The 21,370-nt window shown below is 39.0% G+C and carries 22 protein-coding genes; 18 read left to right on the top strand and 4 right to left on the bottom strand.

Features of this window, described 5'->3' with window-relative positions:
- Window positions 1-62: 62 nt before the first annotated feature.
- The 4 genes from rsfS (at window position 63) to A5875_RS07125 (ending at window position 3,106) form a co-directional block, all read left to right on the top strand.
- Window positions 63-401 (top strand): ribosome silencing factor, encoded by a 339-nt coding sequence (rsfS, locus tag A5875_RS07140; protein WP_088932964.1) that lies wholly within the window; start codon window positions 63-65, stop codon window positions 399-401.
- Window positions 401-1,129: a class I SAM-dependent DNA methyltransferase gene (locus tag A5875_RS07135; RefSeq protein ID WP_088932963.1), complete on the top strand. Its 729-nt coding sequence runs from the start codon at window positions 401-403 to the stop codon at window positions 1,127-1,129. Before rsfS ends, A5875_RS07135 begins: the two co-directional genes overlap by 1 nt.
- A 45-nt stretch (window positions 1,130-1,174) precedes the next feature.
- A complete protein-coding gene (locus A5875_RS07130; protein WP_088932962.1) occupies window positions 1,175-2,314 on the top strand; it encodes a nucleotidyltransferase in 1,140 nt (379 codons plus the stop codon).
- Window positions 2,315-2,386: 72 nt separating this feature from the next.
- Window positions 2,387-3,106 (top strand): YebC/PmpR family DNA-binding transcriptional regulator, encoded by a 720-nt coding sequence (locus A5875_RS07125; protein WP_088932961.1) that lies wholly within the window; start codon window positions 2,387-2,389, stop codon window positions 3,104-3,106.
- A gap of 70 nt (window positions 3,107-3,176) precedes the next feature.
- On the opposite strand, the gene helD is transcribed toward A5875_RS07125, so the two are convergent.
- The 3 genes from helD to A5875_RS07110 all read right to left on the bottom strand — a co-directional run bounded on the left by helD (window position 3,177) and on the right by A5875_RS07110 (window position 6,888).
- Window positions 3,177-5,459 (bottom strand): RNA polymerase recycling motor HelD, encoded by a 2,283-nt coding sequence (gene helD, locus A5875_RS07120; protein WP_088932960.1) that lies wholly within the window; start codon window positions 5,457-5,459, stop codon window positions 3,177-3,179.
- A 132-nt stretch (window positions 5,460-5,591) separates the two neighbouring features.
- The gene (locus A5875_RS07115) at window positions 5,592-6,458 is read right to left on the bottom strand and encodes a VOC family protein (protein ID WP_088932959.1); all 867 of its coding nucleotides are present in this window, start codon (window positions 6,456-6,458) and stop codon (window positions 5,592-5,594) included.
- 19 nt (window positions 6,459-6,477) lie between these two features.
- The gene (locus A5875_RS07110) at window positions 6,478-6,888 is read right to left on the bottom strand and encodes a VOC family protein (protein ID WP_088932958.1); all 411 of its coding nucleotides are present in this window, start codon (window positions 6,886-6,888) and stop codon (window positions 6,478-6,480) included.
- Window positions 6,889-7,217: 329 nt separating this feature from the next.
- Between A5875_RS07110 and A5875_RS07105 the strand changes: the two genes are divergently transcribed.
- From A5875_RS07105 to A5875_RS07075, 7 genes are all read left to right on the top strand, one after another.
- Window positions 7,218-7,394, top strand: a complete 177-nt coding sequence (locus A5875_RS07105; RefSeq protein ID WP_088932957.1) for a 2-hydroxymuconate tautomerase — start codon at window positions 7,218-7,220, stop codon at window positions 7,392-7,394.
- Between the two features lie 320 nt (window positions 7,395-7,714).
- Complete coding sequence (gene thrS, locus A5875_RS07100; RefSeq protein WP_088932956.1) at window positions 7,715-9,652, top strand: threonine--tRNA ligase; 1,938 nt, start codon at window positions 7,715-7,717, stop codon at window positions 9,650-9,652.
- Window positions 9,653-10,055: 403 nt separating this feature from the next.
- Window positions 10,056-12,173, top strand: coding sequence for a penicillin-binding transpeptidase domain-containing protein (locus A5875_RS07095; protein ID WP_088932955.1), 2,118 nt, complete (start codon window positions 10,056-10,058; stop codon window positions 12,171-12,173).
- Between the two features lie 77 nt (window positions 12,174-12,250).
- Window positions 12,251-12,724, top strand: coding sequence for a glutathione peroxidase (locus A5875_RS07090; protein ID WP_088932954.1), 474 nt, complete (start codon window positions 12,251-12,253; stop codon window positions 12,722-12,724).
- A gap of 124 nt (window positions 12,725-12,848) precedes the next feature.
- Window positions 12,849-12,998: a 50S ribosomal protein L33 gene (rpmG, locus tag A5875_RS07085; protein WP_010740369.1), complete on the top strand. Its 150-nt coding sequence runs from the start codon at window positions 12,849-12,851 to the stop codon at window positions 12,996-12,998.
- Window positions 12,999-13,182: 184 nt separating this feature from the next.
- Window positions 13,183-13,590 (top strand): hypothetical protein, encoded by a 408-nt coding sequence (locus A5875_RS07080; RefSeq protein WP_088932953.1) that lies wholly within the window; start codon window positions 13,183-13,185, stop codon window positions 13,588-13,590.
- Entirely contained in the window at window positions 13,587-14,324 is a 738-nt protein-coding gene (locus A5875_RS07075) for a DUF6681 family protein (RefSeq protein WP_088932952.1), read from the top strand. Before A5875_RS07080 ends, A5875_RS07075 begins: the two co-directional genes overlap by 4 nt.
- Window positions 14,325-14,382: 58 nt before the next feature.
- Here A5875_RS07075 and A5875_RS07070 read toward each other — a convergent pair whose 3' ends face one another.
- A complete protein-coding gene (locus A5875_RS07070; RefSeq protein ID WP_088932951.1) occupies window positions 14,383-15,309 on the bottom strand; it encodes an ABC transporter substrate-binding protein in 927 nt (308 codons plus the stop codon).
- A gap of 159 nt (window positions 15,310-15,468) precedes the next feature.
- Here A5875_RS07070 and A5875_RS07065 point away from each other — a divergent pair, with 159 nt between their 5' ends.
- Genes A5875_RS07065 through A5875_RS24125 form a run of 7 tightly spaced genes read left to right on the top strand, consistent with a single transcriptional unit; the run spans window position 15,469 to window position 21,127 of the window.
- Window positions 15,469-16,257, top strand: coding sequence for an ABC transporter ATP-binding protein (locus tag A5875_RS07065; protein WP_088932950.1), 789 nt, complete (start codon window positions 15,469-15,471; stop codon window positions 16,255-16,257).
- A 3-nt stretch (window positions 16,258-16,260) separates the two neighbouring features.
- Window positions 16,261-17,244: a FecCD family ABC transporter permease gene (locus A5875_RS07060; RefSeq protein ID WP_088932949.1), complete on the top strand. Its 984-nt coding sequence runs from the start codon at window positions 16,261-16,263 to the stop codon at window positions 17,242-17,244.
- Window positions 17,241-18,224 (top strand): FecCD family ABC transporter permease, encoded by a 984-nt coding sequence (locus A5875_RS07055; protein WP_088932948.1) that lies wholly within the window; start codon window positions 17,241-17,243, stop codon window positions 18,222-18,224. The genes A5875_RS07060 and A5875_RS07055 overlap by 4 nt, the downstream gene beginning before the upstream one ends.
- Window positions 18,225-18,241: 17 nt before the next feature.
- Window positions 18,242-19,237, top strand: coding sequence for a GDSL-type esterase/lipase family protein (locus A5875_RS07050; RefSeq protein ID WP_088932947.1), 996 nt, complete (start codon window positions 18,242-18,244; stop codon window positions 19,235-19,237).
- A gap of 56 nt (window positions 19,238-19,293) precedes the next feature.
- A complete protein-coding gene (locus A5875_RS07045; protein WP_088932946.1) occupies window positions 19,294-19,830 on the top strand; it encodes a 5-formyltetrahydrofolate cyclo-ligase in 537 nt (178 codons plus the stop codon).
- 47 nt (window positions 19,831-19,877) lie between these two features.
- Window positions 19,878-20,546 carry a rhomboid family intramembrane serine protease gene (locus tag A5875_RS07040; protein ID WP_088932945.1) on the top strand — a complete coding sequence of 223 codons (669 nt, stop codon included), beginning with the start codon at window positions 19,878-19,880 and terminating at the stop codon, window positions 20,544-20,546.
- Window positions 20,547-20,593: 47 nt separating this feature from the next.
- Window positions 20,594-21,127: a DUF1697 domain-containing protein gene (locus A5875_RS24125; protein ID WP_088932944.1), complete on the top strand. Its 534-nt coding sequence runs from the start codon at window positions 20,594-20,596 to the stop codon at window positions 21,125-21,127.
- Window positions 21,128-21,370 lie beyond the last annotated feature (243 nt).

Here is a 21,370-nt window from a genome sequence, read left to right as displayed (position 1 = left end):
TTTTTTAGAGAGAATGTAGATGGTAAGAAATAAGGAGGAGAATTATCATAGAGAGTAAAAATATGTTAGAAATTGCCGTGAAGGCAGCCGATTCAAAGCGTGCGGTTGACATCGTGGCATTAGATGTTTCGCAAGTATCATTATTGGCGGATTATTTCATGATTTGTTCAGCTAACTCTGATCGTCAAATCAATGCGATCGTGGATGAGGTTGTCGATAAAGAAGAAGAAGCACAAGTTGAAGTGAAACGTGTCGAAGGAAAAGACGGCGGAAAATGGGTCTTGATCGACTTAGGCGATGTGATCGTGCATGTATTCAGTACTTCAGAACGTGAGTTTTACAATTTAGAAAAATTATGGTCGGATGCACCGCTTGAAAATATCGAGGCTTGGTTGGACTAATGGCGTATGAGACCTTTGCTTTTGTCTATGATGAGGTAATGGATGATTCTTTGTATCAGCAATGGCTTGATTTTTCATTGCGTCATTTGCCAAAGGCTACGAACCAAGTTTTAGAGCTGGCTTGCGGAACCGGTGCATTAGCAGTGGAGTTTGCTAAAAAAGGTTTTGATGTGACAGGCTTAGATTTGTCAGAAGAAATGCTGACATTGGCCAGTGATCGTGCAATTCAAGAGGATGTTTCTATCAACTGGGTTGCTGGAGATATGCTGGATTTAACCGATATTGGAAAATATCAAGCTGTGACGTGTTTTTCTGACTCGCTTTGCTATATGCAGGATGCTACGCAAGTCCAACAAGTTTTCAAGGGCGTTTATCAGCTATTGGAGGAATCGGGAACCTTTATTTTCGATGTTCACTCGATCTATCAAATAGATGAAGTTTTTCCCGATTATAGTTTTCATGATCAAACCGAAGACTTTGCTTTTCTTTGGGATAGTTATTCTGGTGATTCATCCCATAGCATTGAACATTTTTTAACCTTCTTTGTAAAAAAAGAAGGCGAGATGTTCGAACGATTCGATGAACTTCATAAAGAACGAACTTATTCTTTGGAAATGTATCAAAAAATGCTGACTGAGGTTGGTTTTAAGGTGGAAGTTTTTGCAGACTTCATGGATGATGAACCAATGGAGACAAGTAAACGCTGGTTTTTTGTCTGTCAAAAATAGCCGAGAGGAATCTCGGTTTTTTTGTTATTAGAAAGGGGCAACAAGATGCGAAGTTGCGGGATCGTAGTAGAATATAATCCATTTCATAATGGGCATCGTTATCATGCGCAGATGGCTCGCAAGTTAAGTGGTGCAGAGGTTGTTGTCGCAGTCATGAGCGGCAATTTTTTACAACGTGGGGAACCGGCAATCATTGATAAATGGGCGCGAGCCAAGGCAGCATTACAGAATGGTGTTGATTTGGTTGTTGAATTGCCGTTTTCTTGGGCGGTCCAATCGGCAGACTATTTTGCGAAGGGCAGTATCAAACTATTACAAGCGTTGAACTGTGATGCATTATGTTTTGGTACTGACAGCGGATATCAATTTGATTATGCTGCTTATGGCCGTTTCTTCATTGAAGAGAAAGCTGCGATCGACCAATTATTCCATGAGTTGCCAATTGGCTGGAGTTATCCGGAAAAAATGGCAGAAGTTGTTTCACGGTTATATCCGAAGGCCCAAGATTTTCCTCCGAATCATATTCTAGGCCTAAGCTATGCAAAGGAAAATGCTCTTTATGAGCATCCGATGGAAATTTTTCCTTTGGCTAGAAAAGATCAAGGATATCATGATGAATCATTGATTGTGGACCAGTTTGCAAGTGCTACTGGAATTCGGCAGGCTGTTTTGGCTGATGAGAATGTTTCTTCATTTGTCCCAACTGAGACACTGGAAGAATTAAGTGATACGCATATTTCGTGGACAGATTTATGGCCGTTTCTAAATTATCAATTACGAGCCAGCTCCTTAGCCTGCCTTCGAGAGATTTATCAAATGAGAGAAGGGCTTGAACATCGTTTAATTGAACAGGAAGCAGATAGCTTTTCAAAATATTTGCAGATCATCAGTACCAAACGCTATACTCAACCGCGGCTTCAACGGCTCTTAACGTATGTTTTGCTGCAAATCACAGAGGCGGAAATAAAAAAAGAGCAAGAAAATTCAATGCTTCATATATTAGGCTTCACTGAAAAAGGTCAAGCTTTTTTGAATGAAAAGAAAAAGCAATTTAGCTTGCCGGTTGCCGCAAAGATTGGACAACAGGAGAAGGAAAAGCATTTTTTGACCTATCGTGCTGATCAAATCTATCAATTGGTTCATCCCAAAGAACAAACAATCGGTCGATTTCCTATTCGAACATAAAAAATACTTTCCAAAGCGCAAGTGAGTCGTTATAATGGGAAAGTATGAAATTAACGAAAGAGAAGTGAAAACATGGGACGTAAATGGGCGAATATCGTAGCTAAAAAAACTGCGAAAGATGCAAACAACAGTAAAATTTACGCTAAATTTGGAATCGAGATTTATGCGGCAGCGAAATCAGGAGAACCTGATCCGCATGCCAATCAAAAATTGCGTTTCGTAATTGAGCGTGCCAAAACGTACAATGTTCCAAAACATATTATTGATCGAGCAATCGAAAAGGCTAAAGGCTCTGGCGATGAAACTTTCCAAGAATTGCGTTATGAAGGTTTTGGACCGAATGGTTCGATGGTCATCGTAGATGCTTTGACAAACAATGTAAACCGGACAGCTTCAGATGTTCGCGCTGCTTTTGGTAAAAATGGCGGTAACATGGGTGTTTCTGGTGCGGTTGCTTATATGTTCGACAATACGGCATTATTTGGTTTTGCTGGGGATGACGCGGATGAGATCTTGGAGTATTTGATGGATAAAGAGATTGATGTTCGCGATGTTGTAGATGAAGAAGGACAAATTATTGTTTACGGCGAACCAGAAGACTTCAATGCGATTCAAGAAGCCTTGAAAGAAAAAGGCATTACAGAATTTACAGTTGCGGAAATGCAAATGATTCCTCAAAATGAAGTGACCTTAACTGGGGAAGACTTAGAAAAATTCGAAAAAATGATTGATGTGCTGGATGAACTAGAAGATGTTCAACAGGTCTATCATAACGTTGAATTAGACGATTAATCTAAATAAAAATAGCCGACCAAATCTTTTTAGATTTGGTCGGCTATTTTTGTTTTTTGTCTGAGAGATACTAGTTTAATGATTCTGGAACATATAGATTTTCTGGCATCATTTCTAGTAAAGGACTTCTTTCACCAATGACTAAAAGATTCAATTCATGCATTGCACGGGTGCAAACGGTGTAGAGAATTAGTTTATCCTGCTCAGTATGATAATTTTCAGGTGAAACATTCCAAGCGAACACGCGATCGAACTCCAAGCCTTTTGCTAAATAAGTAGGAATGATGATCAGACTTTTTTTCATAAAGTCTTCTTCATCCGTCAGCAATTGGACTTGATCTTTTTGTTCAGGTGTCAATTGTTCATAGAGCGCTTGACAGTCTTCAACAGTTTTTGCGATAATCGCTGTTCGCCAGTATTTGGCCAGCTCTGAAGTTTCTTCAATCTGATGAATTAAACCATCGATCATTTGCCGAGAATCATTTGCATAATAAACCTTTGGCAGATCACCAACACGCGCAGTCAATTCGACGCGGTTTTCCTGAGTTAAGAATTGATTTGCAAAGTTAGTGATTTCTTCAGTCGAACGATAGCTGGTTGTTAATTCAAAGTGAGTCAAGGTTTGATCTGGGAAAATCTCTTCTAACGAATGAACCATACTTTCGTTGCCGAAAACTTTCTGGTTCAAGTCGCCGCATAAAGTATAAGTAGCTTTAGGATATAGGTTTTGTAATAAAGCGACTTGCGCTGGCGAGAAATCTTGCATCTCATCAATAAAAATGAATCGAGCTTTTTGCTTCACGTCTAACGGATGGATGGATTTCATTAAAAGAAACATCAAAGTCCCATCTTCTAAACTGATATCCTTCCGTTTGAAATCATTGCGCAATTCCTCAAGCATCGTTTTCCAATGCTCTTCTGTTAATTGATAGTGGACCAATAACTGGTTTGGCACATTTTGTAAAAAGTGCAGGTATTGTTTTGCGTAATTAATGAAAGCAAAACGATTGATTTGTCTGCGGATCGGCCGCATTTTTTTACGGACGACTTTTTGCGCCATTTGCCGCCGTAAACGACGTTCTGCTTTTTCAGAATCTTCCATATCGGGATTATTGGCAAATACCGCTTCAACTAATTCATCTGCGGCTTTTTTAGCCCAATCCTTTTTCATTTCATCTTTTTCTAAGCCACCCAATTTTTTCAAGAGCTTCGTCTGTAATAACTGCATTCGCTGATACATTGGTAATTCAGGATTGGCTTCTTGATACCAATTGCGAATTTGCTTTTTCGAGATCAAAACATCTTGGTTCAACTTGAGATCGCGGAACAATGGGCCAAGGTCTGTGATCCGTTCGACATATTTGTACAATTCTTGCACGATTGCGTTACTGCTCTTTGCGCGTAATACGCGGTCATCTTGCCCTGAAAGAAAGACCTCTTCGTGGCTTTCTTCTGTGTGAATCTGATAAGTAGGCAATAGGGCACTTAAGAAAGTCTTGAATGTTTCAGTTGGTATGCCGCTTTCGCCAAGTGAAGGTAAGACAGTTGAAATATAATCCGAAAAAATATGGTTAGGTGAGAATAGTAAGACTTGCTCGTTATCCAGCCATTTCCGATTATGATAAAGCAGGTAAGCGACCCGTTGAAGCAAAGCGGAAGTTTTTCCGCTTCCGGCAATTCCTTCCACGACTAAAACTTTACTATTTGTATCACGAATAATTTCATTTTGTGAATGTTGAATCGTCGCAACGATATTCTTCATATGGTTAGAAGAAGCCTCGTCTAAAATCTCCAATAGAAAATCATCATTAATTGCCTCTGAGGTATCAACCATCGATAAGATTTGACCTTCGCGAATTTTAAATTGTCGTTTTAATAAGAGTTCGATAGGAATAATCGCATCATGAGCTTCATATTGTGTTTGACCTAAAGTTCCTTCGTAATAAAGATTAGCGATTGGAGCGCGCCAATCAATGACGACTGTTTCCTCTTGAGTGTCACGCAAAGAGGCGATGCCTAGATAAAGTGTTTCCGCTTCTTGATCTTCTTTGAAATCAATTCGCGCAAAATAAGGATTGGCACCCATTAATTTCAATACTTTTTGCCGCTTTTCCTGTGAGGCAAATGTTTGATAGCGTAAAAGCAGTTCGGCTTCGTGTTGGCGTGTCTCCGCCATTGTTTCCGCCAATGCTTCAAAGGAACCGCCTTGAACTCTTTGCCCGGCATTTTCCCGCATATCGTTATCAAATTTTGATTTTGTTTCTTTCTTTTGGTTGTCTAAAAATGCAATTTCTTGTTGGATCAAAGCGCTTGTCTGTTGGACGTGCTCTTGTTCATACTCTCTCGCATTCATTGAGCATCCTCCTTTGTTTTTCCGTCAACTGTTTATAACAGCATAATAGTATATCACATAAGAGTGAGGAGAAGCAAAAGGCTGATTTCAGCAAAAAAAGGAGACAGGCAGTCCCATCTCCTTTTACTGAAATTAATTTAATCCATCGTGTGCTCGTTGAATCTGAGCGAGATCGATTTTTTTCATTTTATACATTTCTTGCGTTGCGCGCTGAGCCTTTTCTATGTCTGGGTCATTGGTCCAGTCCAGCAATTTTTGATTAACTGTTTGCCAATAGACGCCATAGCGATCCTCCATCCAGCCGCAAGGCCATTCTTTGCCGTCACGAGTAATTGCCTCCCAAGCCTGATCGATATCTGCCTGATCCTTAAAATAAAAGTAAAAGGAATTTCCCATAGAAAAATCAAAATCGTGTTTTTCTGGACTATCCATGATAATCAACTCCTGTCCGCGAAGTTGAAAGCCGGAGGCACGCAGACGATCTTCTTTTCCTTTGATCACAAAGGTCTGTTTTCCACCGAAAGCAGCAATCCACTCGTCAATTGCCGCTTGAGCCAGACCGTAGTTTTCGTTAGCGAACATGATACATGGAACTATTGTTTGCAAACTGTCGCCTAAGCGAACTTGCCATGAAAAACCATAGCGATCATTTGTCCAACCAAATTTTCCAAGCTCAGGATAAGTAGTTAGGGGCATCAAAGTTTCTCCATCCTGATTCAACCGACTCCAGACGTCATTCAACTGTTTTTCATTTTCGCAGTTGACGACATAGGAAATCGCAGGTGTCGGTTTGAAATCTGATCCGCCATTCAATAAAAGAAACTCGCATCCAGCTAATTCTAAAGCGATGGTTAACAAGTCGCCGATTTTTCCGTGTTCATCCGTAATATAATGAGTCTCATCTATTTTTTTACTGTCTTCAAATGTTTTCAAATAAAAGTCAGCCGCTTCGGTCAAGTGACCATCAAACCAAAGACAGCAGCCAAATTTCTGTTCCATGAAAGATCATCCTTTCTTATTAGTAAAGATTAATGTGCCAAACTACCCCATATCGGTCTTTGACCATTCCGTATAATTCTGCCCAAAAGGTTTGTTCAAGAGGTAATAAAACAACACCCTTTTCTGCTAATAGTTGAAATATTTCTGTGGCTTCTTCAACACTAGCTGCATTGAAAACTAAAGCGACATTATTTCCGATGATTAAGGGAGGAGCCATGCCTTCAGGACTGTCAGAAATCATGACATTGGTATCATTGATTTTCAGATTCGAGTTCATTACTAGATCCTTCATATTTTCATCAACAGGGTGCTCATCGTCGTGGGGCATATCGCCAAAAGTCATAATTTTCGCGGGTTCTGTCTTGAATACTTTTTCGTAATAAGTGATTGCTTCTGCTGCCTGATCTTTAAAGTGCAAATAGATATCCATATTATTTCCCCCATTCTTATGCCTATACTGTACCATGGAGAAAGGGCTATCAATAACGATTTGACTCAGGAAAATGTTTTTTGTAAAGGTTAATAATTGAAATCGAAAGTTTTTGATGAGACATTTTAAATTAATGGAGAAATGTTTATAGGTTTAAAGGAAAGAAAAGCAGTTGGCTCGTTTGATAATTACCGACAGCTATGTCGGATGTCAGTTAATATCATTTAAAGTTTTGAAAAAAATAGGGATGTAGGTAGAAGACTCATTTTATTCCTCATTATGATAAAATATGAAACGAAAGAATATAAAAGTCAAAGGAGCGATTCATTATGCCATTTGTTCACATTGAGTTAGTCGAAGGAAGAACAGAGGAACAATTAACTAAGATGGTGGAAGAGGTAACCGAAGCAATATCAAGAACAGCTGGTGCCCCTAAAGAAAATATCCACGTCATCATCAATGAAATGCAAAAAGGAAAATACGCACAAGGCGGCAAGTGGAAATAATAGTTCATCTTATACTTGCATTTCAAATCAATAAGTGTTTATAATTACCTTGTAATTGATTGATGAAGAAAGACACCTGAACTTGAAAGCTGTTTATCAGAGAGGAAAAGCACGGCTGAAACTTTTCCAGACAAGCACAAGGGATGACCACTTTCAGAGACTTCTGCGTAAATGCAGAGGCGGGCAGCGCCGTTATCGCTTGTGAGAGGCAGAAATTCTGCTCAAAGATTAGGTGGAACCACGTTTATTCGTCCTAGTACCGATTATCGGTACTAGGACTTTTTTTTATCAATCAAAACTAATTAAGGGGGAAGTACAGGATGGTAAAAATTTCATTTCCAGATGGATCAACAAAAGAGTTTGATAATGGTATTACTGGTTTAGAGATCGCAAAAAGTATCTCTAGTTCATTAGCCAAAAAAGCATTAGCTGTCGTAGTAAACGGCGAGTTAGAAGATTTAAATCGTGCAATCGAAGAAGACGCGGAATTAAAAATCGTGACTGAAAAAGATGAAGAAGCGTTACCGCTTGTTCGTCATTCCAGCGCTCACTTAATGGCGCAAGCAATCCGCCGCCTGTTTCCAAATATGCATTTTGGTGTAGGGCCAGCGATTGATTCAGGGTTCTATTACGATACTGACAATGGCGAAAGTCAAATCAGCGAAGAAGATTTTCCAGCGATCGAAAAAGAAATGAAAAAGATTATTAAAGAAAACTTGCCAATCGAACGTAAAGTGATGAGTCGTCAAGAAGCATTGGATTTCTTTAGCTACGATCCTTATAAAGTAGAATTAATCACTGATCTTCCTGAAGATGAAGTCATCACTGCTTATACACAAGGGGAGTTCACTGACTTATGTCGCGGACCGCATGTGCCATCAACAGGAAAAATCAAAATCTTCAAATTGTTATCTGTTGCAGGTGCTTACTGGCGCGGAAATTCTGATAACAAGATGATGCAACGGATTTACGGAACGGCTTTCTTCAACCAAGCAGACTTAGATCATTTCTTGAAGATGCGTGAAGAAGCCAAAGAACGGGATCATCGTAAACTTGGAAAAGAATTAGATTTGTTTATGATCTCTCAAGAAGTAGGCTCAGGTTTGCCATTCTGGTTGCCAAAAGGTGCAACAATTCGTCGGATCATTGAACGTTACATCGTTGACAAAGAAATCTCAATGGGCTATGAACATGTTTACACTCCAGTTTTAGCTGATACTGGTTTGTATAAAACATCTGGTCACTGGGATCATTATAAAGAAGATATGTTCCCAATCATGGATATGGGTGATGGCGAAGAATCATTGGTGCTGCGTCCAATGAACTGCCCGCATCACATGATGATCTACAAAAACCATATTCATTCATATCGTGAATTGCCAATTCGTTTAGCTGAACTTGGCATGGATCATCGTTATGAAAAATCTGGTGCACTATCAGGATTGCAGCGTGTTCGTGAAATGACAATGAATGATGCGCATATCTTTGTTCGCCCAGACCAAATCAAGGAAGAATTCCGCCGTACGTTAGATTTGATCTTAGAAGTATATAAAGATTTTGGTTTCGAAGATTATCGATTCCGTTTAAGCTATCGCGACCCTGAAAATACTGAAAAATATTTTGACGACGATGAAATGTGGGAAACATCTCAAGGTCTATTGAAGGAAGTAATGGATGAATCCGGCTTTGATTATTTTGAAGCTGATGGCGAAGCTGCTTTCTATGGTCCTAAGCTGGATGTTCAAGTATCCACAGCACTAGGAACAGAAGAAACACTTTCTACTATTCAATTCGATTTCTTATTGCCTGAACGTTTTGATCTAACTTATATCGGCGAAGATGGTAAGGAACATCGTCCAGTTGTTGTTCACCGTAGTGTTGTTTCAACAATGGAACGCTTTACTGCTTACTTGATTGAACAATATAAAGGTGCTTTCCCAACTTGGCTAGCTCCAGAACAAGTAGCGATCTTGCCGGTATCACCAGAACATCATGGCGACTATGCATATGAAGTGAAAGATCGTTTGGTTCGTGAAGGTGTGCGTGTTGAGGTTGATGACCGCAATGAAAAACTTGGCTACAAGATTCGCCAAGCACAAACACAAAAAATTCCTTATCTATTAGTAATTGGGGACAAGGAAGTGAATGATGCTTCTGTTAATGTTCGCCGTTATGGTAGTGAAGAACAAGAAGTACAAGATTTGAATATGTTTGTTGAAGCAATCAAAGATGATATTGACAACCTAAGTCGTAATTAAGCTAAAACGGTGAGTTCGCTCACCGTTTTTTTTTTGGTCAAATCTATTTCAGCAATTAGTAGAATTAAGCAGCGTACGAGAAATTCCAATTCATTTGTGGAAAACTTTTTAAAGAAAATGCGTAATAGTCGCTGTTTAAATTGCAGGAGTTTTCCACAAATGAAATCGAAAAAGAATGTTTCACGGAATATGAGTTTTGAGCTTGTATGAAATCCAGCTATTATGCAAACGAATGGATATGTGTTAAAAAAATAATTGTTTGTGTGAAACACTTCGGCCATTTAAACGTAAAAGAACTTAAAGTTTTTAAACTATCGTAAAGGAACTACGATTAATCCTTTTGAAAAAATCCTTTTTCGGCTACAATAAGACAAGTAACTGTCAAAGTGGAAGGAACAGATGAATGAAAATAACGAATCCATTTAAGAAATTTTTCGAAAAATTGAAGCTTGCGGACGAAGGCGGACGTAATCAAAATAAAAGCCATATCCCTTTTAGGTTGAACTTTCTGTTTTTTGTCATTTTTGGCTTGTTTGTAATCCTAGTTTCACGATTAGGCTACTTACAGATCGTTGAAGGTGACAAGATGAAAGCCGAAATGAAGGCTTCAACAACGATCACTGTAAAGGAAAATGCGCCTCGTGGGGAGATATATGATGCCAACGGAACAGCATTGGTCAAAAATACAGCAAATCGTGCGATTACCTTTACTCGCGGAAATCAGATGGAAGCTAAGGACATTCTTAAACTGGCGATTGAATTAAATAATTTAATTGATGTGCCGGCAGATGATAATTTGAGCACGCGTGATAAAAAGGATTATTGGTTAGCCGATGAGGACCATCTGAAGGAAGCCGAAGAACGGCTATCTTTCAAAGAAAAGAATCTTGATACTACGAATGAATATCAAAAATTAGTCGATAAAGTCAAAGACAGCGAAATTCAACTCAATGATGAACAGTTGAAAATCGCAACGATCTTTAAACGAATGAATGCTGCTTCATCACTCAGTACCGTCTTTATAAAAAATGAAGGTGTGACAGATGAAGAATTAGCGGTGGTTGCCGAACGTGCTTCAGACTTGCCAGGTGTATCGACAGGTCTTGACTGGGATCGCTCATATAACGATGCACTTGAAGGTTCATTGAAAAGTATTTTAGGAACGATCACTACTGAAAAAGAAGGCTTGCCGGCTGAAGAAGCAGATGCTTTGTTGAAAAAGGGCTATGCCCGCAATGATCGTGTTGGTAAGAGCTATTTAGAGAAGCAATATGAAGAACAGCTTCAAGGGAAAAAAGGCGAGTACAAAGTTACTTTGAATCAGAACGGGAATATCGAGAAGCAGGAAGAAGTCAAAAAAGGTGAGAAAGGGTCAAATATTGTCCTAACGATCAACTCAGACTTCCAGAAAAAGGTCGAAGATATTCTGAAAAAGCATTATCAGGGATTAGTCGATAGCGGTGTTGCGAGATATTCACCAGGTGCCTATGCTGTCGCGATGAATCCAAATACCGGTGAAGTTTTAGCGATGACTGGTTTCACTCATGATGCTAATAGTAAAGAAATAGAAGAAAATACTTTAGGAACGATCACTAGTGCTTTTGAACCAGGTTCGGTAGTTAAAGCAGGGACAGTTACAGCGGGCTATCAAACTGGTGCAATAACAGGAAATGATACGTTGATTGATCAGCCGATTAAATTATCCGGTACAGCACTAAAAGGATCAATCTATAATAAAGCTTTAGGGAATCAAATTCCTCTAAATACAGTAAAAGCTCTTGAATGGTCTTCCAATGCTTATATGATGCAGATCGTCTTGCGGATGCTGGGGGTTGAATACCAGCAGAATATGACTTTACCTGAAAGTGCATCTTCCAAAGAAATGTACGATAAGTTGCGGAATGCTTTCGCTGAATATGGTATGGGGGTAAAAACGCAGATTGATTTACCGAATGAATCTCCCGGTTTAGTCAATGACCAATTTGGGACAGATAATGCACCTGGTGGCGGTAATCTGCTTGACTTGTCATTTGGACAGTACGATACGTATACACCGATGCAGTTGGCACAATATGCCTCAACTGTTGCCAATGGCGGTACAAGAATTGCTCCTCATGTTGTAAAGGGAATCTATGGCAATAATGACAGCGGCGGCTTAGGAGCTCTGCAAAAAGAAATCACTGGCAAGAAGCTAGATCAAGTCAATATTACAGCTGAACAGATGGGAATCATTAAGCAAGGTTTCTACCAAGCGGTCCATGGCTCAGATCCATATACTACTGCTAAAGATTTAGCTTCTGCTAAACTAGATCCGGCTGCCAAAACAGGTACGGCCGAAACGGTGGCAAAGGATGGTACAAACACCATCAATAGTAATATCGTGGCTTACGCACCTTATGACAATCCTCAAATTGCCATTAGTGTGATGCTGCCAAACTTGGATGAAGAACATGACGATACGAACAAAGCCATTGCAAAAGACATAATAAATGCATTTGCCGACACATATGGCGTACAATAAAGCTGAGGAGCGATGCTCCTTAGCTTTTTTTGATGAAATTTTAACTTGAATAATTTATACAAAAAGGAGTGCTAAGTATGTCAGTCTACAATTTTGAAGTGAAACAAACAGACGGAAACGAAAAGTCTTTATCAGATTATCAAGGAAAAGTTCTTTTGATTGTCAATACCGCAACTGGTTGTGGCTTCACACCACAATATGAAGGATTACAAAATTTATACGACCAATATAAAGGCAACGGATTCGAAATTCTGGATTTTCCTTGCAACCAATTTGGAAATCAAGCACCAGGGACCGATGTGGAGGTGGCGGAATTTTGTCAGTTGAAATATCATACAACCTTCCAAACATTTGCTAAAATTGATGTGAACGGAGAAAACGAAGATCCATTATACAGCTACTTGAAGAGTGCGCAAGGTGGTTTACTTAACAAAGCAGTCAAATGGAATTTTACAAAATTTCTCGTCGACCGTGAAGGAAACGTGGTAAAACGCTATGCATCGCAAACGAAGCCAGAAGATATTGCTAAGGACATTGAAGTGCAGCTTTAAAAACGTCAAGTAGAACTACTTAACAAAAATAGCAAAAAGACTAGTCAAAGAAATAAAAACATGATATGATATCAAAGTCTGAGAAATATCTTGGAAAACTTGTATTTGCAGGGGAGGGAAAATCATGCGCGTAAACATCACTTTAGAATGTACTTCTTGTAAAGAACGTAACTACCTAACAAATAAAAACAAACGTAACAACCCTGATCGTTTGGAAAAAATGAAATATTGCCCACGCGAACGCAAAGTTACTTTGCATAAAGAAGTAAAATAATTGCACTTACGAGTCAGCAATCAAATTCGATTGCTGGCTTTTTTATTTTTTCTCACTGACTAAATGGCGCTTGCGAAATTTTTTAGAAATCTACATAGAATCTTCACAGAATCCTAAACAAAAGCTAACTTTACAATGATAAAACTAGTTATTAAACAAATCAATTATAGAAAGGAAGGATCAGATGCGCAAAGTGCCACCGATTTTGAAGCCGATTGCTCTTCTAACATTGTCGATTTTGATTGCTACAACTTCTGGAATTTTGAATAATTCCAGCTATCGTCAAGTGAAGGCTACGACACCGACGACAGAATCTTCTACCACCAGTATGACCGATTCTTCTTCTGATTCAAATAGTATGACGAATGAGACAGGAACGACTAATGAGCAGTCGTCACTTGAAGAACCTGATGCAAACAATAATGCAGGGGAGAGCACGATTGAAAGCGATCAAATCGAAAATTCGCAATCTTCAATCCCTAGTGAATCCACTGTTCCGTCTTCATCAACGGTAGAATCACAAACAACACCAACACAACAACAGCAGCCAGCGAATGAACCTGCTGGCTCAGAAGCGGGTGATAATCAATGACAATACTTTTAGATGTTATCAATGGGTTAAACAAGTTTTTAGGCTTCTTGGATATCAGTCCTAAATATTCGAATCGAGCGTATACGTTATTGAGCATTATTCCAACTGTTTATATTTTGCGAATCGTTTATGGACTCTGGCTGAACCAAAATTATATTCAATTAGTGATCTACAGTTTGGTTTTTATTGGATTGGTCTATTTCATTGTTTTGAATTTCTTCTATTATTTTTTGGATAAAAATTTAAAAGGGGATATCACGCAGCTTTTCGTTAAATATTTACCAGACGATGCGTTTAATATTCAAAATGAAGAGTCTAAAAAACAGAAAAAAGTTTTTGAACAGGCCGAGGAAGTCCCAGTTGATTTTAATGAAGACTATCAATTGATTTTAGTAGAAAACATTCAAGCATTGATTGAGGGAAAAGAAATTACAACGAGAGATCTAACGAAGCAAGAGGGTTTCTTGATTGAAGAGAATACATTGTATCCTTATTACTATGTGAAACAGATAGACGCAGGAACATATCAGTTACAAATTGGAAAAAATTATCGTGAACTGGAAACCATTGGGACAATCCGACAAAGCGAACCATTAAGACCAATTGGCTTATTTATTGTTGGCGGAGATTTTGTTAAGGATGGCGTTCGTTATCATGAACCTTATCGTTTGAAATTTTTGGCTAAAAAAGAAGAAGCGACAGCTGTTACCCGAACACGTCGCAGTAAAAAATAAAATGCCGTCTGATCGAGAAACTGCTATAAAGAAGCAGTCTCGATCAGCTCGGCATTTTTTATTTTAAAACATCACGAATGCTTTCAACCATTTTGGTATAGGCGATTGGTCCATTGTATAACCAGCTTGATTCACCGTCAAATTCATATAAGTGATTATTTTTTACCGCCGGGATATTGCTCCATAACGGATCTTTAAACATTGCAGCACCAGAATCACTGTTAACTAAGAAAATATAATCTGCGTCCAACTGGGACAAACTTTCTAATGAAACTGGAGAGAAGTCCGCGGTTGCCTTTTTGCTGATATCTTTAGTTAATTGGGGAACGACAAAACCTAATTCTTGATAAAGCAGCTGGCCGCTAGAACGAGTGTCGGCCACCATAAAGGCTGAATTATTTGTCACCCACAAAACAACAGCAGATTTGCCTTCGATTTTATCTTTCAACTCTGTTTTTGTTTTGTCGACTAGCTGATCATAATCCTTTTCGACGTCTTTGGCTTTATCTTCTTTACCTAGAACTTTTCCAATATCTTCTAATTGCTCACGCCACGTAACCTCTTCACCGTTTTTTACGACATAAGTTGGCGCAATTTTTACGTACTCTTTGTATTTTCCACCTTCAAGTGAGCCGTTTGAGCCGATTAATAATAGATCAGGTTCAAATTTCAGCACATCTTCGTATGGCAGGTCATAATTAATTGTTGGAATACCTTTTAATTTATCTTGCAGATAATTTTGAATCTTACCTTCACCAACGGTCCATTGTGCAACAGGTTTTTCGTCCAAAGCGACTAGGTAATCCTCTAAATATGAGGCGATGATCCGCTTTGGTTTTTTAGGAATTTCGACCTTGTGATCTTGAGCATCGGTCAAAGTCCGAGTATCGTTACTTGTATCTTTACTGTCACTGCTTTGTCCACAAGCAGCTAAGCTAAATAGCGCTAACAGAGAAGCGGTTCCTAAAACTATTTTTTTGAACATAAAAAAACTCCTTCATGCTTAATTGAGAAAAGTTCTCAATTGATATTATTACCGAAAGCACAAGGGGTGTCAACAGGGATTTTTCTTTAATTGACAGTTGACGATGATGAAAAAGAAGGTCATAATTGAGAACGATTATCAGAGAAATGAGGAAGATCTATGACAAAATTAAATACGACTGATCTTTCAATCGGATACGATAAAAAAATAGTTGTGAATGATATCACAGTAGAAATACCCAAAGGACAGATCACTAGTTTGATTGGTCCAAACGGCAGTGGCAAATCGACGTTTCTAAAAGCCTTAGCCCGGATTCTTGAGCCGGCCAAAGGAGAGGTCCTGATTGATGGTGAAAATGTTCAGCGATTAGACACTAAAACAGTTGCACAAAAAATTGCCTCATTATCACAAACTAGCAATCAAATAAATGGATTGTCTGTTGAAGAAATCGTGGCCTATGGCAGATTTCCTTATCAAAAAGGTTTTTCAGGATTAAAAGAACAAGATCATCAATTAATCAACTGGGCTTTAGAGGCTACGAATCTGCAAGATTTAAAGAATCGTAATTTGACCACCTTATCTGGTGGACAGCAGCAGCGTGTGTGGATAGCGATGGCTTTAGCACAGGATACGGATATTTTAATTTTAGATGAGCCGATTACTTTTTTAGATCCGGCCCATCAATTGGAAATCCTAGAGTTGCTGCAAGAAATCAATCGGCAAGGAAAAACGATCTTGATGACGATTCACGATTTAAATCATGCTTCGCGTTTTTCCGATTATTTATTAGGAATGAAAAAAGGTGAGTTGGTTTTTCAAGGAACACCGAAGGAAATTTTTACGGCAGACAAATTATTAAATCTTTTTGATATACAAGCGACTTTTGCCACTTTGCCTAATAGCGACAAACCCTTAGTTATTGCGTATGACTTAGTAAAGGAGCATTAGGAGATGGCTAAACGAAAATATTTTTTTCCTGTTGTTGTGATTTTACTTGCTGCAGCAATGATCTTGTCTTTGAGATATGGGGCAGTTACGAGCAAATGGTCCGATGTTTCTCAAGCGATCTTGAACTTCGATCCTGCGAATCAGGGGGAACAATTGGTTCGTTATTTACGGCTGCCAAGAATGCTTGGCGCGGTTTTAGTCGGAGCGTCCTTCGCCATATCTGGCGCCTTGATACAGGGAATCACATCAAACCCCATCGCTGATTCTGGTTTATTAGGAATCAATTCCGGCGCAGGCTTAGGCCTCGCATTGGTCTTTGCACTAAATGCCAATCCTTCGCCAGCAATGGGTGTAATTGGTTCATTCATCGGAGCATCAGTTTCGATTTTATTGATTTATTTGATTTCGACTAGAGTGTCCTTTAGTTTATCGCCAGTTCGAATCGTTTTGTTAGGGGCCGCGTTAAGTTCATTTTTTGCTGCTGTCAGCCAAAGTATCAGTCTGATCTTTGATTTGAATCAGGATATGACCTTTTGGTTTGTTGGCGGTACCGCTAATATTTCGTGGCAACAGTTGCAAACGATTTTTCCGCTGATCCTGCTTGGAATCTTAGGTTCTTGTTTGATTAGTCCACAAATTACTCTATTAAGTTTAGGTGATGATACCGCAATTTCGTTAGGTAAAAATCCTAGTCGAATCCGGCAATTGAGTCTGTTCTTTGTTTTATTATTGGCGGGCAGTTCAGTGGCTTTAGTTGGAACGATTAGCTTCATCGGTTTGATTGTTCCTCACGTAGTTCGTTTTTTTGTTGGATATGATTATCGCTATGTGATTCCAGCTTCTGGAATATTTGGAGCTTTATTTTTTGTTGTAGCTGATATTGCTTCAAGGCTGATCGCACCGCCTTTAGAGACACCTGCTGGAGTGATCATCACGATCATTGGGGTACCATTTTTACTTTTACAAATTAGGAAGGGAAGCTTATGAGGAAAAAAATAGGTTGGCTGATATTGCTTCTTTTACTGATTATTGGAATGCTGCTTAGCTTGACTGTCGGTACCATTCCATTGACGATAAATGATCTGCTGCGAGTTTTTCAGAATACTGCTACGACCAGTCAGCAATTGATTGTCTTTGATTTTCGTTTCCCGCGACTGCTGGTTTCGATCCTAGCGGGAATGGGTTTAGCGGTATCTGGGTACTTATTTCAAACGATTACTCATAATGATTTGGCTGATCCGGGAATTTTAGGGATCAATGCGGGCGCAGGATTGACGGTTTTGATTTATTTAGGTTTTTTTGCTACCGGAGAAAGCAGCGGGTATTTACCGTTGATCGCCTGTGCAGGTAGTTTTATTGCAACGGGAATGGTTTATTATTTTGGTCGGCAATCTGAACGAATTACACCTAATCGATTGCTTTTAGCCGGGGTTGCAGTCAATGCAGGGATTTCGGCATTGACACTGCTGGGAACCATTCGAGTCTCTAAAGATAATTATCAATTCGTGACGTCATGGCTTGCCGGAACGATTTGGGGCACGACTTGGCAGCATGTTTTATTATTACTGCCATGGATTATCTGTCTCTTGCCTTTGGTCTTATTGAGGGGGCGTTCGCTGGAAGTCTTGGAGTTAGGTGACGATGTGGCTGTCGGATTAGGTGTGAAGCTAAAACGAACACAGCTATTCTTTTTAATTTGTGCAGTTTGTCTAGCAGCAGTGAGTGTCTCGATTGCCGGAAGCATCAGTTTCATCGGTTTGATTGCCCCTCACATTGCCCGTCAATTAACAGGGCGTAAGAATAACCAAACGTTGATGATGACTGCTTTGATCGGTGGGATTTTATTACTGTTTAGTGATGTTTTAGCAAGGGTAATTTTACCTAGTGGTGAAATGGCTGCTGGAATTATTGTCGCGTTGCTCGGTGCACCGTACTTTGTTTTGCAGTTGTTGAGAAAAAGTAATTAGAAATGAGGAGGGATAAGATGACTTGGACGACGATCTGGAGCCACGCGCAAAGAGGAATTACCCACCACAGTGACACAACAGGACTGATTCAATTAACGCTGCGGCAAATCGCTCCGGTTGAAAAAATCCGCTTGGTATTTACGCATGAATATGGTGCGCATGAGCAACAGATTCAAAATTTATCTTTTAAAACAAATGACAAGTGTCAAATGCTTCCTGATTTTTCTATAGCGCCGAATGAGGTCTTTAAAACAGCTCCTATATTTATTGATCCCGAAGCGAAAAAATGGCAGATTATTTTTCGGGCAAATGAAAGTGAAAGCGGCTTTTCTTATAATGATGCTGATATTTTTGCTGAAAATAGAGAGACGGGCTTTTGCTCAGGATTAACGGCAATTGAGGCGGAGACTAGTGGAGAATGCATAGTGGCATTGGGAGACTCCTTAATTGAGGGTGCAACTTGGACAGCACCATTGCAAAGAAAATTGCGTAAACAAAATCTTTATTTGGTCAATCAAGGTATTAATGGCAGCTGTTTGTTAAAATCGAGTACTGACACTGTTAGTAAAGATCCGCAAAACCTTTTTTATGGCTATAATGCTTTGAAGCGATTGGAAAATTGTTTGAACAGCCACAGCAATGTTAGGAAAGTGATCGTATCGATCGGTATAAACGATTTGATTAATGATGAACTTACATTGGAGAGTTTTCAAACAGAGATCAAAAAAATAACTCGATTTTGTGAAAAACAAAATATTGCTTATCAAATGTGCACCTTAACCCCCTGTCTGGGCAACTCCGGTATGAATGAAACGAAAGAAAAACTGCGTAAGGAAATTAACGAATGGTTAGCTAAAAATTATGATGATCTATGGGACTTTGCCGACATCGTAGAAGGAGCACCAGGATATTTAAAGATGAATTTTGATAGCGGGGATCATTTGCACTTTAATGCAATCGCTGGTTTGGCTATTGCTAGACAAATTTCTAGTGATTTTGTTAAAGGGGAGTAATCCCCTTTTTATTTTGTTTCGATTTTGTTAGTATTTCTAGATAAGAAGGTGAATGGATGGAGAAAGAAAAACTTCGACAGCTTGCAATTACACGACTACAAAAATTAGCTAATAACGGAGAAAGACAAATTCAAGTTGAGCTTATTTTGGATAAGTTTTTTCAGAGTGAAGCGTGGAGAGAAGCGGAGACTATTGGTGTGACGATGGCAACCAAATTCGAGTTTCCAACTTCACCATTGATTCAACGAGCCTTTGGGGAAGGGAAAAAGATCGCTGTCCCTAAATCGCTACCAAAAGGTGAAATGGTTTTTCATTGGATTGATCATGAAACAGATTTTAATCCAACAAAATTTGGTGTTGAAGAACCAGCGGTTGAAGCCGCAGCAAAGTCAGATGACTTGGACTTATTAATTGTTCCCGGTCTAGTCTTTAATCGAGCGGGCTATCGCATTGGTTTTGGCGGCGGCTACTATGATCGCTATTTAGCAAATTTTAAAGGAAGAACCTGCAGCTTTGTTTTTGCTGAACAGTTAATGGAAGAATGGCAGAAGGAAGAATTCGATCAACCGGTTCAGCAATTATTTCTGTCTTAGGCTGAGCCTGTTTTCCAAGAGAAATCAAAGATGAGAGAGGTAGATATATGAGAAAAGATAAACCGTATGTAATGTATACACTTTTTGCAATTAATACAATTGTTTTCTTGATGCAATATTTATTACCAGGGTTATCAATTGAAAATCAATTAGGGATGTTCTCGCCGTCGGTTATTTGGCAGCATCAGTATTGGCGTTTCATTACACCCATGTTCATTCATTTTGGCCTGATGCATTTTGCATTAAATGGCGTTGTTCTTTATTACATGGGACAGCAGTGTGAAGCAATTTTTGGACACTGGCGCTTTGCGATTATTTACTTATTGAGTGGCATAATGGGAAATTTTGCAAGTTTTGCTTTTAATCAACCAACTACTTTATCTGGTGGAGCCAGCACGGCAATCTTTGGTTTATTCGGTGCTTTTTTGGTAGTAGGCCTTCATTATCGTGATAACGGAGCGATTCAAGCGCTGACCAGACAATTTGCATTGTTCATCTTAATGAATCTAGCTTTCGGGCTGTTTGATTCAACGATTGATATCTGGGGGCATTTAGGCGGTATCATAGGAGGAGCCTTGTCAGGCTGGGCATTAGCTGTTCCTTATTCCCAAGATCGCTTTTCTACACGTGCACGAGTTACTGCTGTTCTATTTTTTATTTTTGCGATCGTGCTTTTTGTCTTTTTCGGGTTAAGAAAATTTAGTATGTATCAATAGCTGCGGACGAAACTGTCCGCCTTTTTTTGGAATGAGGGATTTAAACGATGCGATATCTAGCATTCTTTCGTGGAATAAATGTTGGTGGAAAAAATATAGTTAAGATGAAAGAGTTAAGAGAACTTTTTACAGAACTCGGTTTCGTGAATGTCCGCAGTTATATTCAAAGTGGGAATCTTCTTTTTACAAGCGACAAAGAGTTAAATGAACTCTCTAAGTTAGTGACAGATGCTTTTGTTAAGAAATTTGGGTTTTCGGTACCGATCATTTACCGAACAAAATCAGAAATGCTGTCAATGGTTCAAAGTCTGCCATTTACAGTTGAAGAGCTTGCTGAAGTAGAAAGTAGTGATTCTCAAATAGCACATCTTTACGTTTATTTTTCTGGAAAAGAAATAGCAGAACAGGAGCTATCTTATGCAGGAGAGCGAGCAGTTGTGAGATCAAAAAATATTTATTATCTTACGGAAAAAAATATTCGACTTTCAAAATTGACTTCTCAATTAAACAGACTATCTGATGAATTAACCGCGCGTAACTGGAAGACGATCTTGAAATTAGTTGATTTACTGAACGAATAAGACCTATTCAATTTGCGACTGTTGCGACAATACTATAAAATGTAATATGGACTAGATCTGTCTCTTATACACATCTAGATGTGTATAAGAGACAGCTTTAAAACAGCTCCTATATTTATTGATCCCGAAGCGAAAAAATGGCAGATTATTTTTCGGGCAAATGAAAGTGAAAGCGGCTTTTCTTATAATGATGCTGATATTTTTGCTGAAAATAGAGAGACGGGCTTTTGCTCAGGATTAACG

Origin of the sequence: Enterococcus sp. 3H8_DIV0648 (assembly GCF_002140655.1) — a bacterium.
In the GTDB taxonomy this organism is placed as follows: domain Bacteria; phylum Bacillota; class Bacilli; order Lactobacillales; family Enterococcaceae; genus Enterococcus_A; species Enterococcus_A hulanensis.
The sequence above is the reverse complement of the archived record's forward strand: the minus strand, read 5'-3'. Positions and strand labels throughout refer to the sequence as shown.

Coding starts and splice junctions, on each gene's coding strand:
- rsfS (WP_088932964.1), top strand. CDS start 63: ATGTTAGAAATTGCCGTGAAGGCAGCCGATTCAAAGCGTGCGGTTGAC.
- A5875_RS07135 (WP_088932963.1), top strand. CDS start 401: ATGGCGTATGAGACCTTTGCTTTTGTCTATGATGAGGTAATGGATGAT.
- A5875_RS07130 (WP_088932962.1), top strand. CDS start 1,175: ATGCGAAGTTGCGGGATCGTAGTAGAATATAATCCATTTCATAATGGG.
- A5875_RS07125 (WP_088932961.1), top strand. CDS start 2,387: ATGGGACGTAAATGGGCGAATATCGTAGCTAAAAAAACTGCGAAAGAT.
- helD (WP_088932960.1), bottom strand. CDS start 5,459: ATGAATGCGAGAGAGTATGAACAAGAGCACGTCCAACAGACAAGCGCT.
- A5875_RS07115 (WP_088932959.1), bottom strand. CDS start 6,458: ATGGAACAGAAATTTGGCTGCTGTCTTTGGTTTGATGGTCACTTGACC.
- A5875_RS07110 (WP_088932958.1), bottom strand. CDS start 6,888: ATGGATATCTATTTGCACTTTAAAGATCAGGCAGCAGAAGCAATCACT.
- A5875_RS07105 (WP_088932957.1), top strand. CDS start 7,218: ATGCCATTTGTTCACATTGAGTTAGTCGAAGGAAGAACAGAGGAACAA.
- thrS (WP_088932956.1), top strand. CDS start 7,715: ATGGTAAAAATTTCATTTCCAGATGGATCAACAAAAGAGTTTGATAAT.
- A5875_RS07095 (WP_088932955.1), top strand. CDS start 10,056: ATGAAAATAACGAATCCATTTAAGAAATTTTTCGAAAAATTGAAGCTT.
- A5875_RS07090 (WP_088932954.1), top strand. CDS start 12,251: ATGTCAGTCTACAATTTTGAAGTGAAACAAACAGACGGAAACGAAAAG.
- rpmG (WP_010740369.1), top strand. CDS start 12,849: ATGCGCGTAAACATCACTTTAGAATGTACTTCTTGTAAAGAACGTAAC.
- A5875_RS07080 (WP_088932953.1), top strand. CDS start 13,183: ATGCGCAAAGTGCCACCGATTTTGAAGCCGATTGCTCTTCTAACATTG.
- A5875_RS07075 (WP_088932952.1), top strand. CDS start 13,587: ATGACAATACTTTTAGATGTTATCAATGGGTTAAACAAGTTTTTAGGC.
- A5875_RS07070 (WP_088932951.1), bottom strand. CDS start 15,309: ATGTTCAAAAAAATAGTTTTAGGAACCGCTTCTCTGTTAGCGCTATTT.
- A5875_RS07065 (WP_088932950.1), top strand. CDS start 15,469: ATGACAAAATTAAATACGACTGATCTTTCAATCGGATACGATAAAAAA.
- A5875_RS07060 (WP_088932949.1), top strand. CDS start 16,261: ATGGCTAAACGAAAATATTTTTTTCCTGTTGTTGTGATTTTACTTGCT.
- A5875_RS07055 (WP_088932948.1), top strand. CDS start 17,241: ATGAGGAAAAAAATAGGTTGGCTGATATTGCTTCTTTTACTGATTATT.
- A5875_RS07050 (WP_088932947.1), top strand. CDS start 18,242: ATGACTTGGACGACGATCTGGAGCCACGCGCAAAGAGGAATTACCCAC.
- A5875_RS07045 (WP_088932946.1), top strand. CDS start 19,294: ATGGAGAAAGAAAAACTTCGACAGCTTGCAATTACACGACTACAAAAA.
- A5875_RS07040 (WP_088932945.1), top strand. CDS start 19,878: ATGAGAAAAGATAAACCGTATGTAATGTATACACTTTTTGCAATTAAT.
- A5875_RS24125 (WP_088932944.1), top strand. CDS start 20,594: ATGCGATATCTAGCATTCTTTCGTGGAATAAATGTTGGTGGAAAAAAT.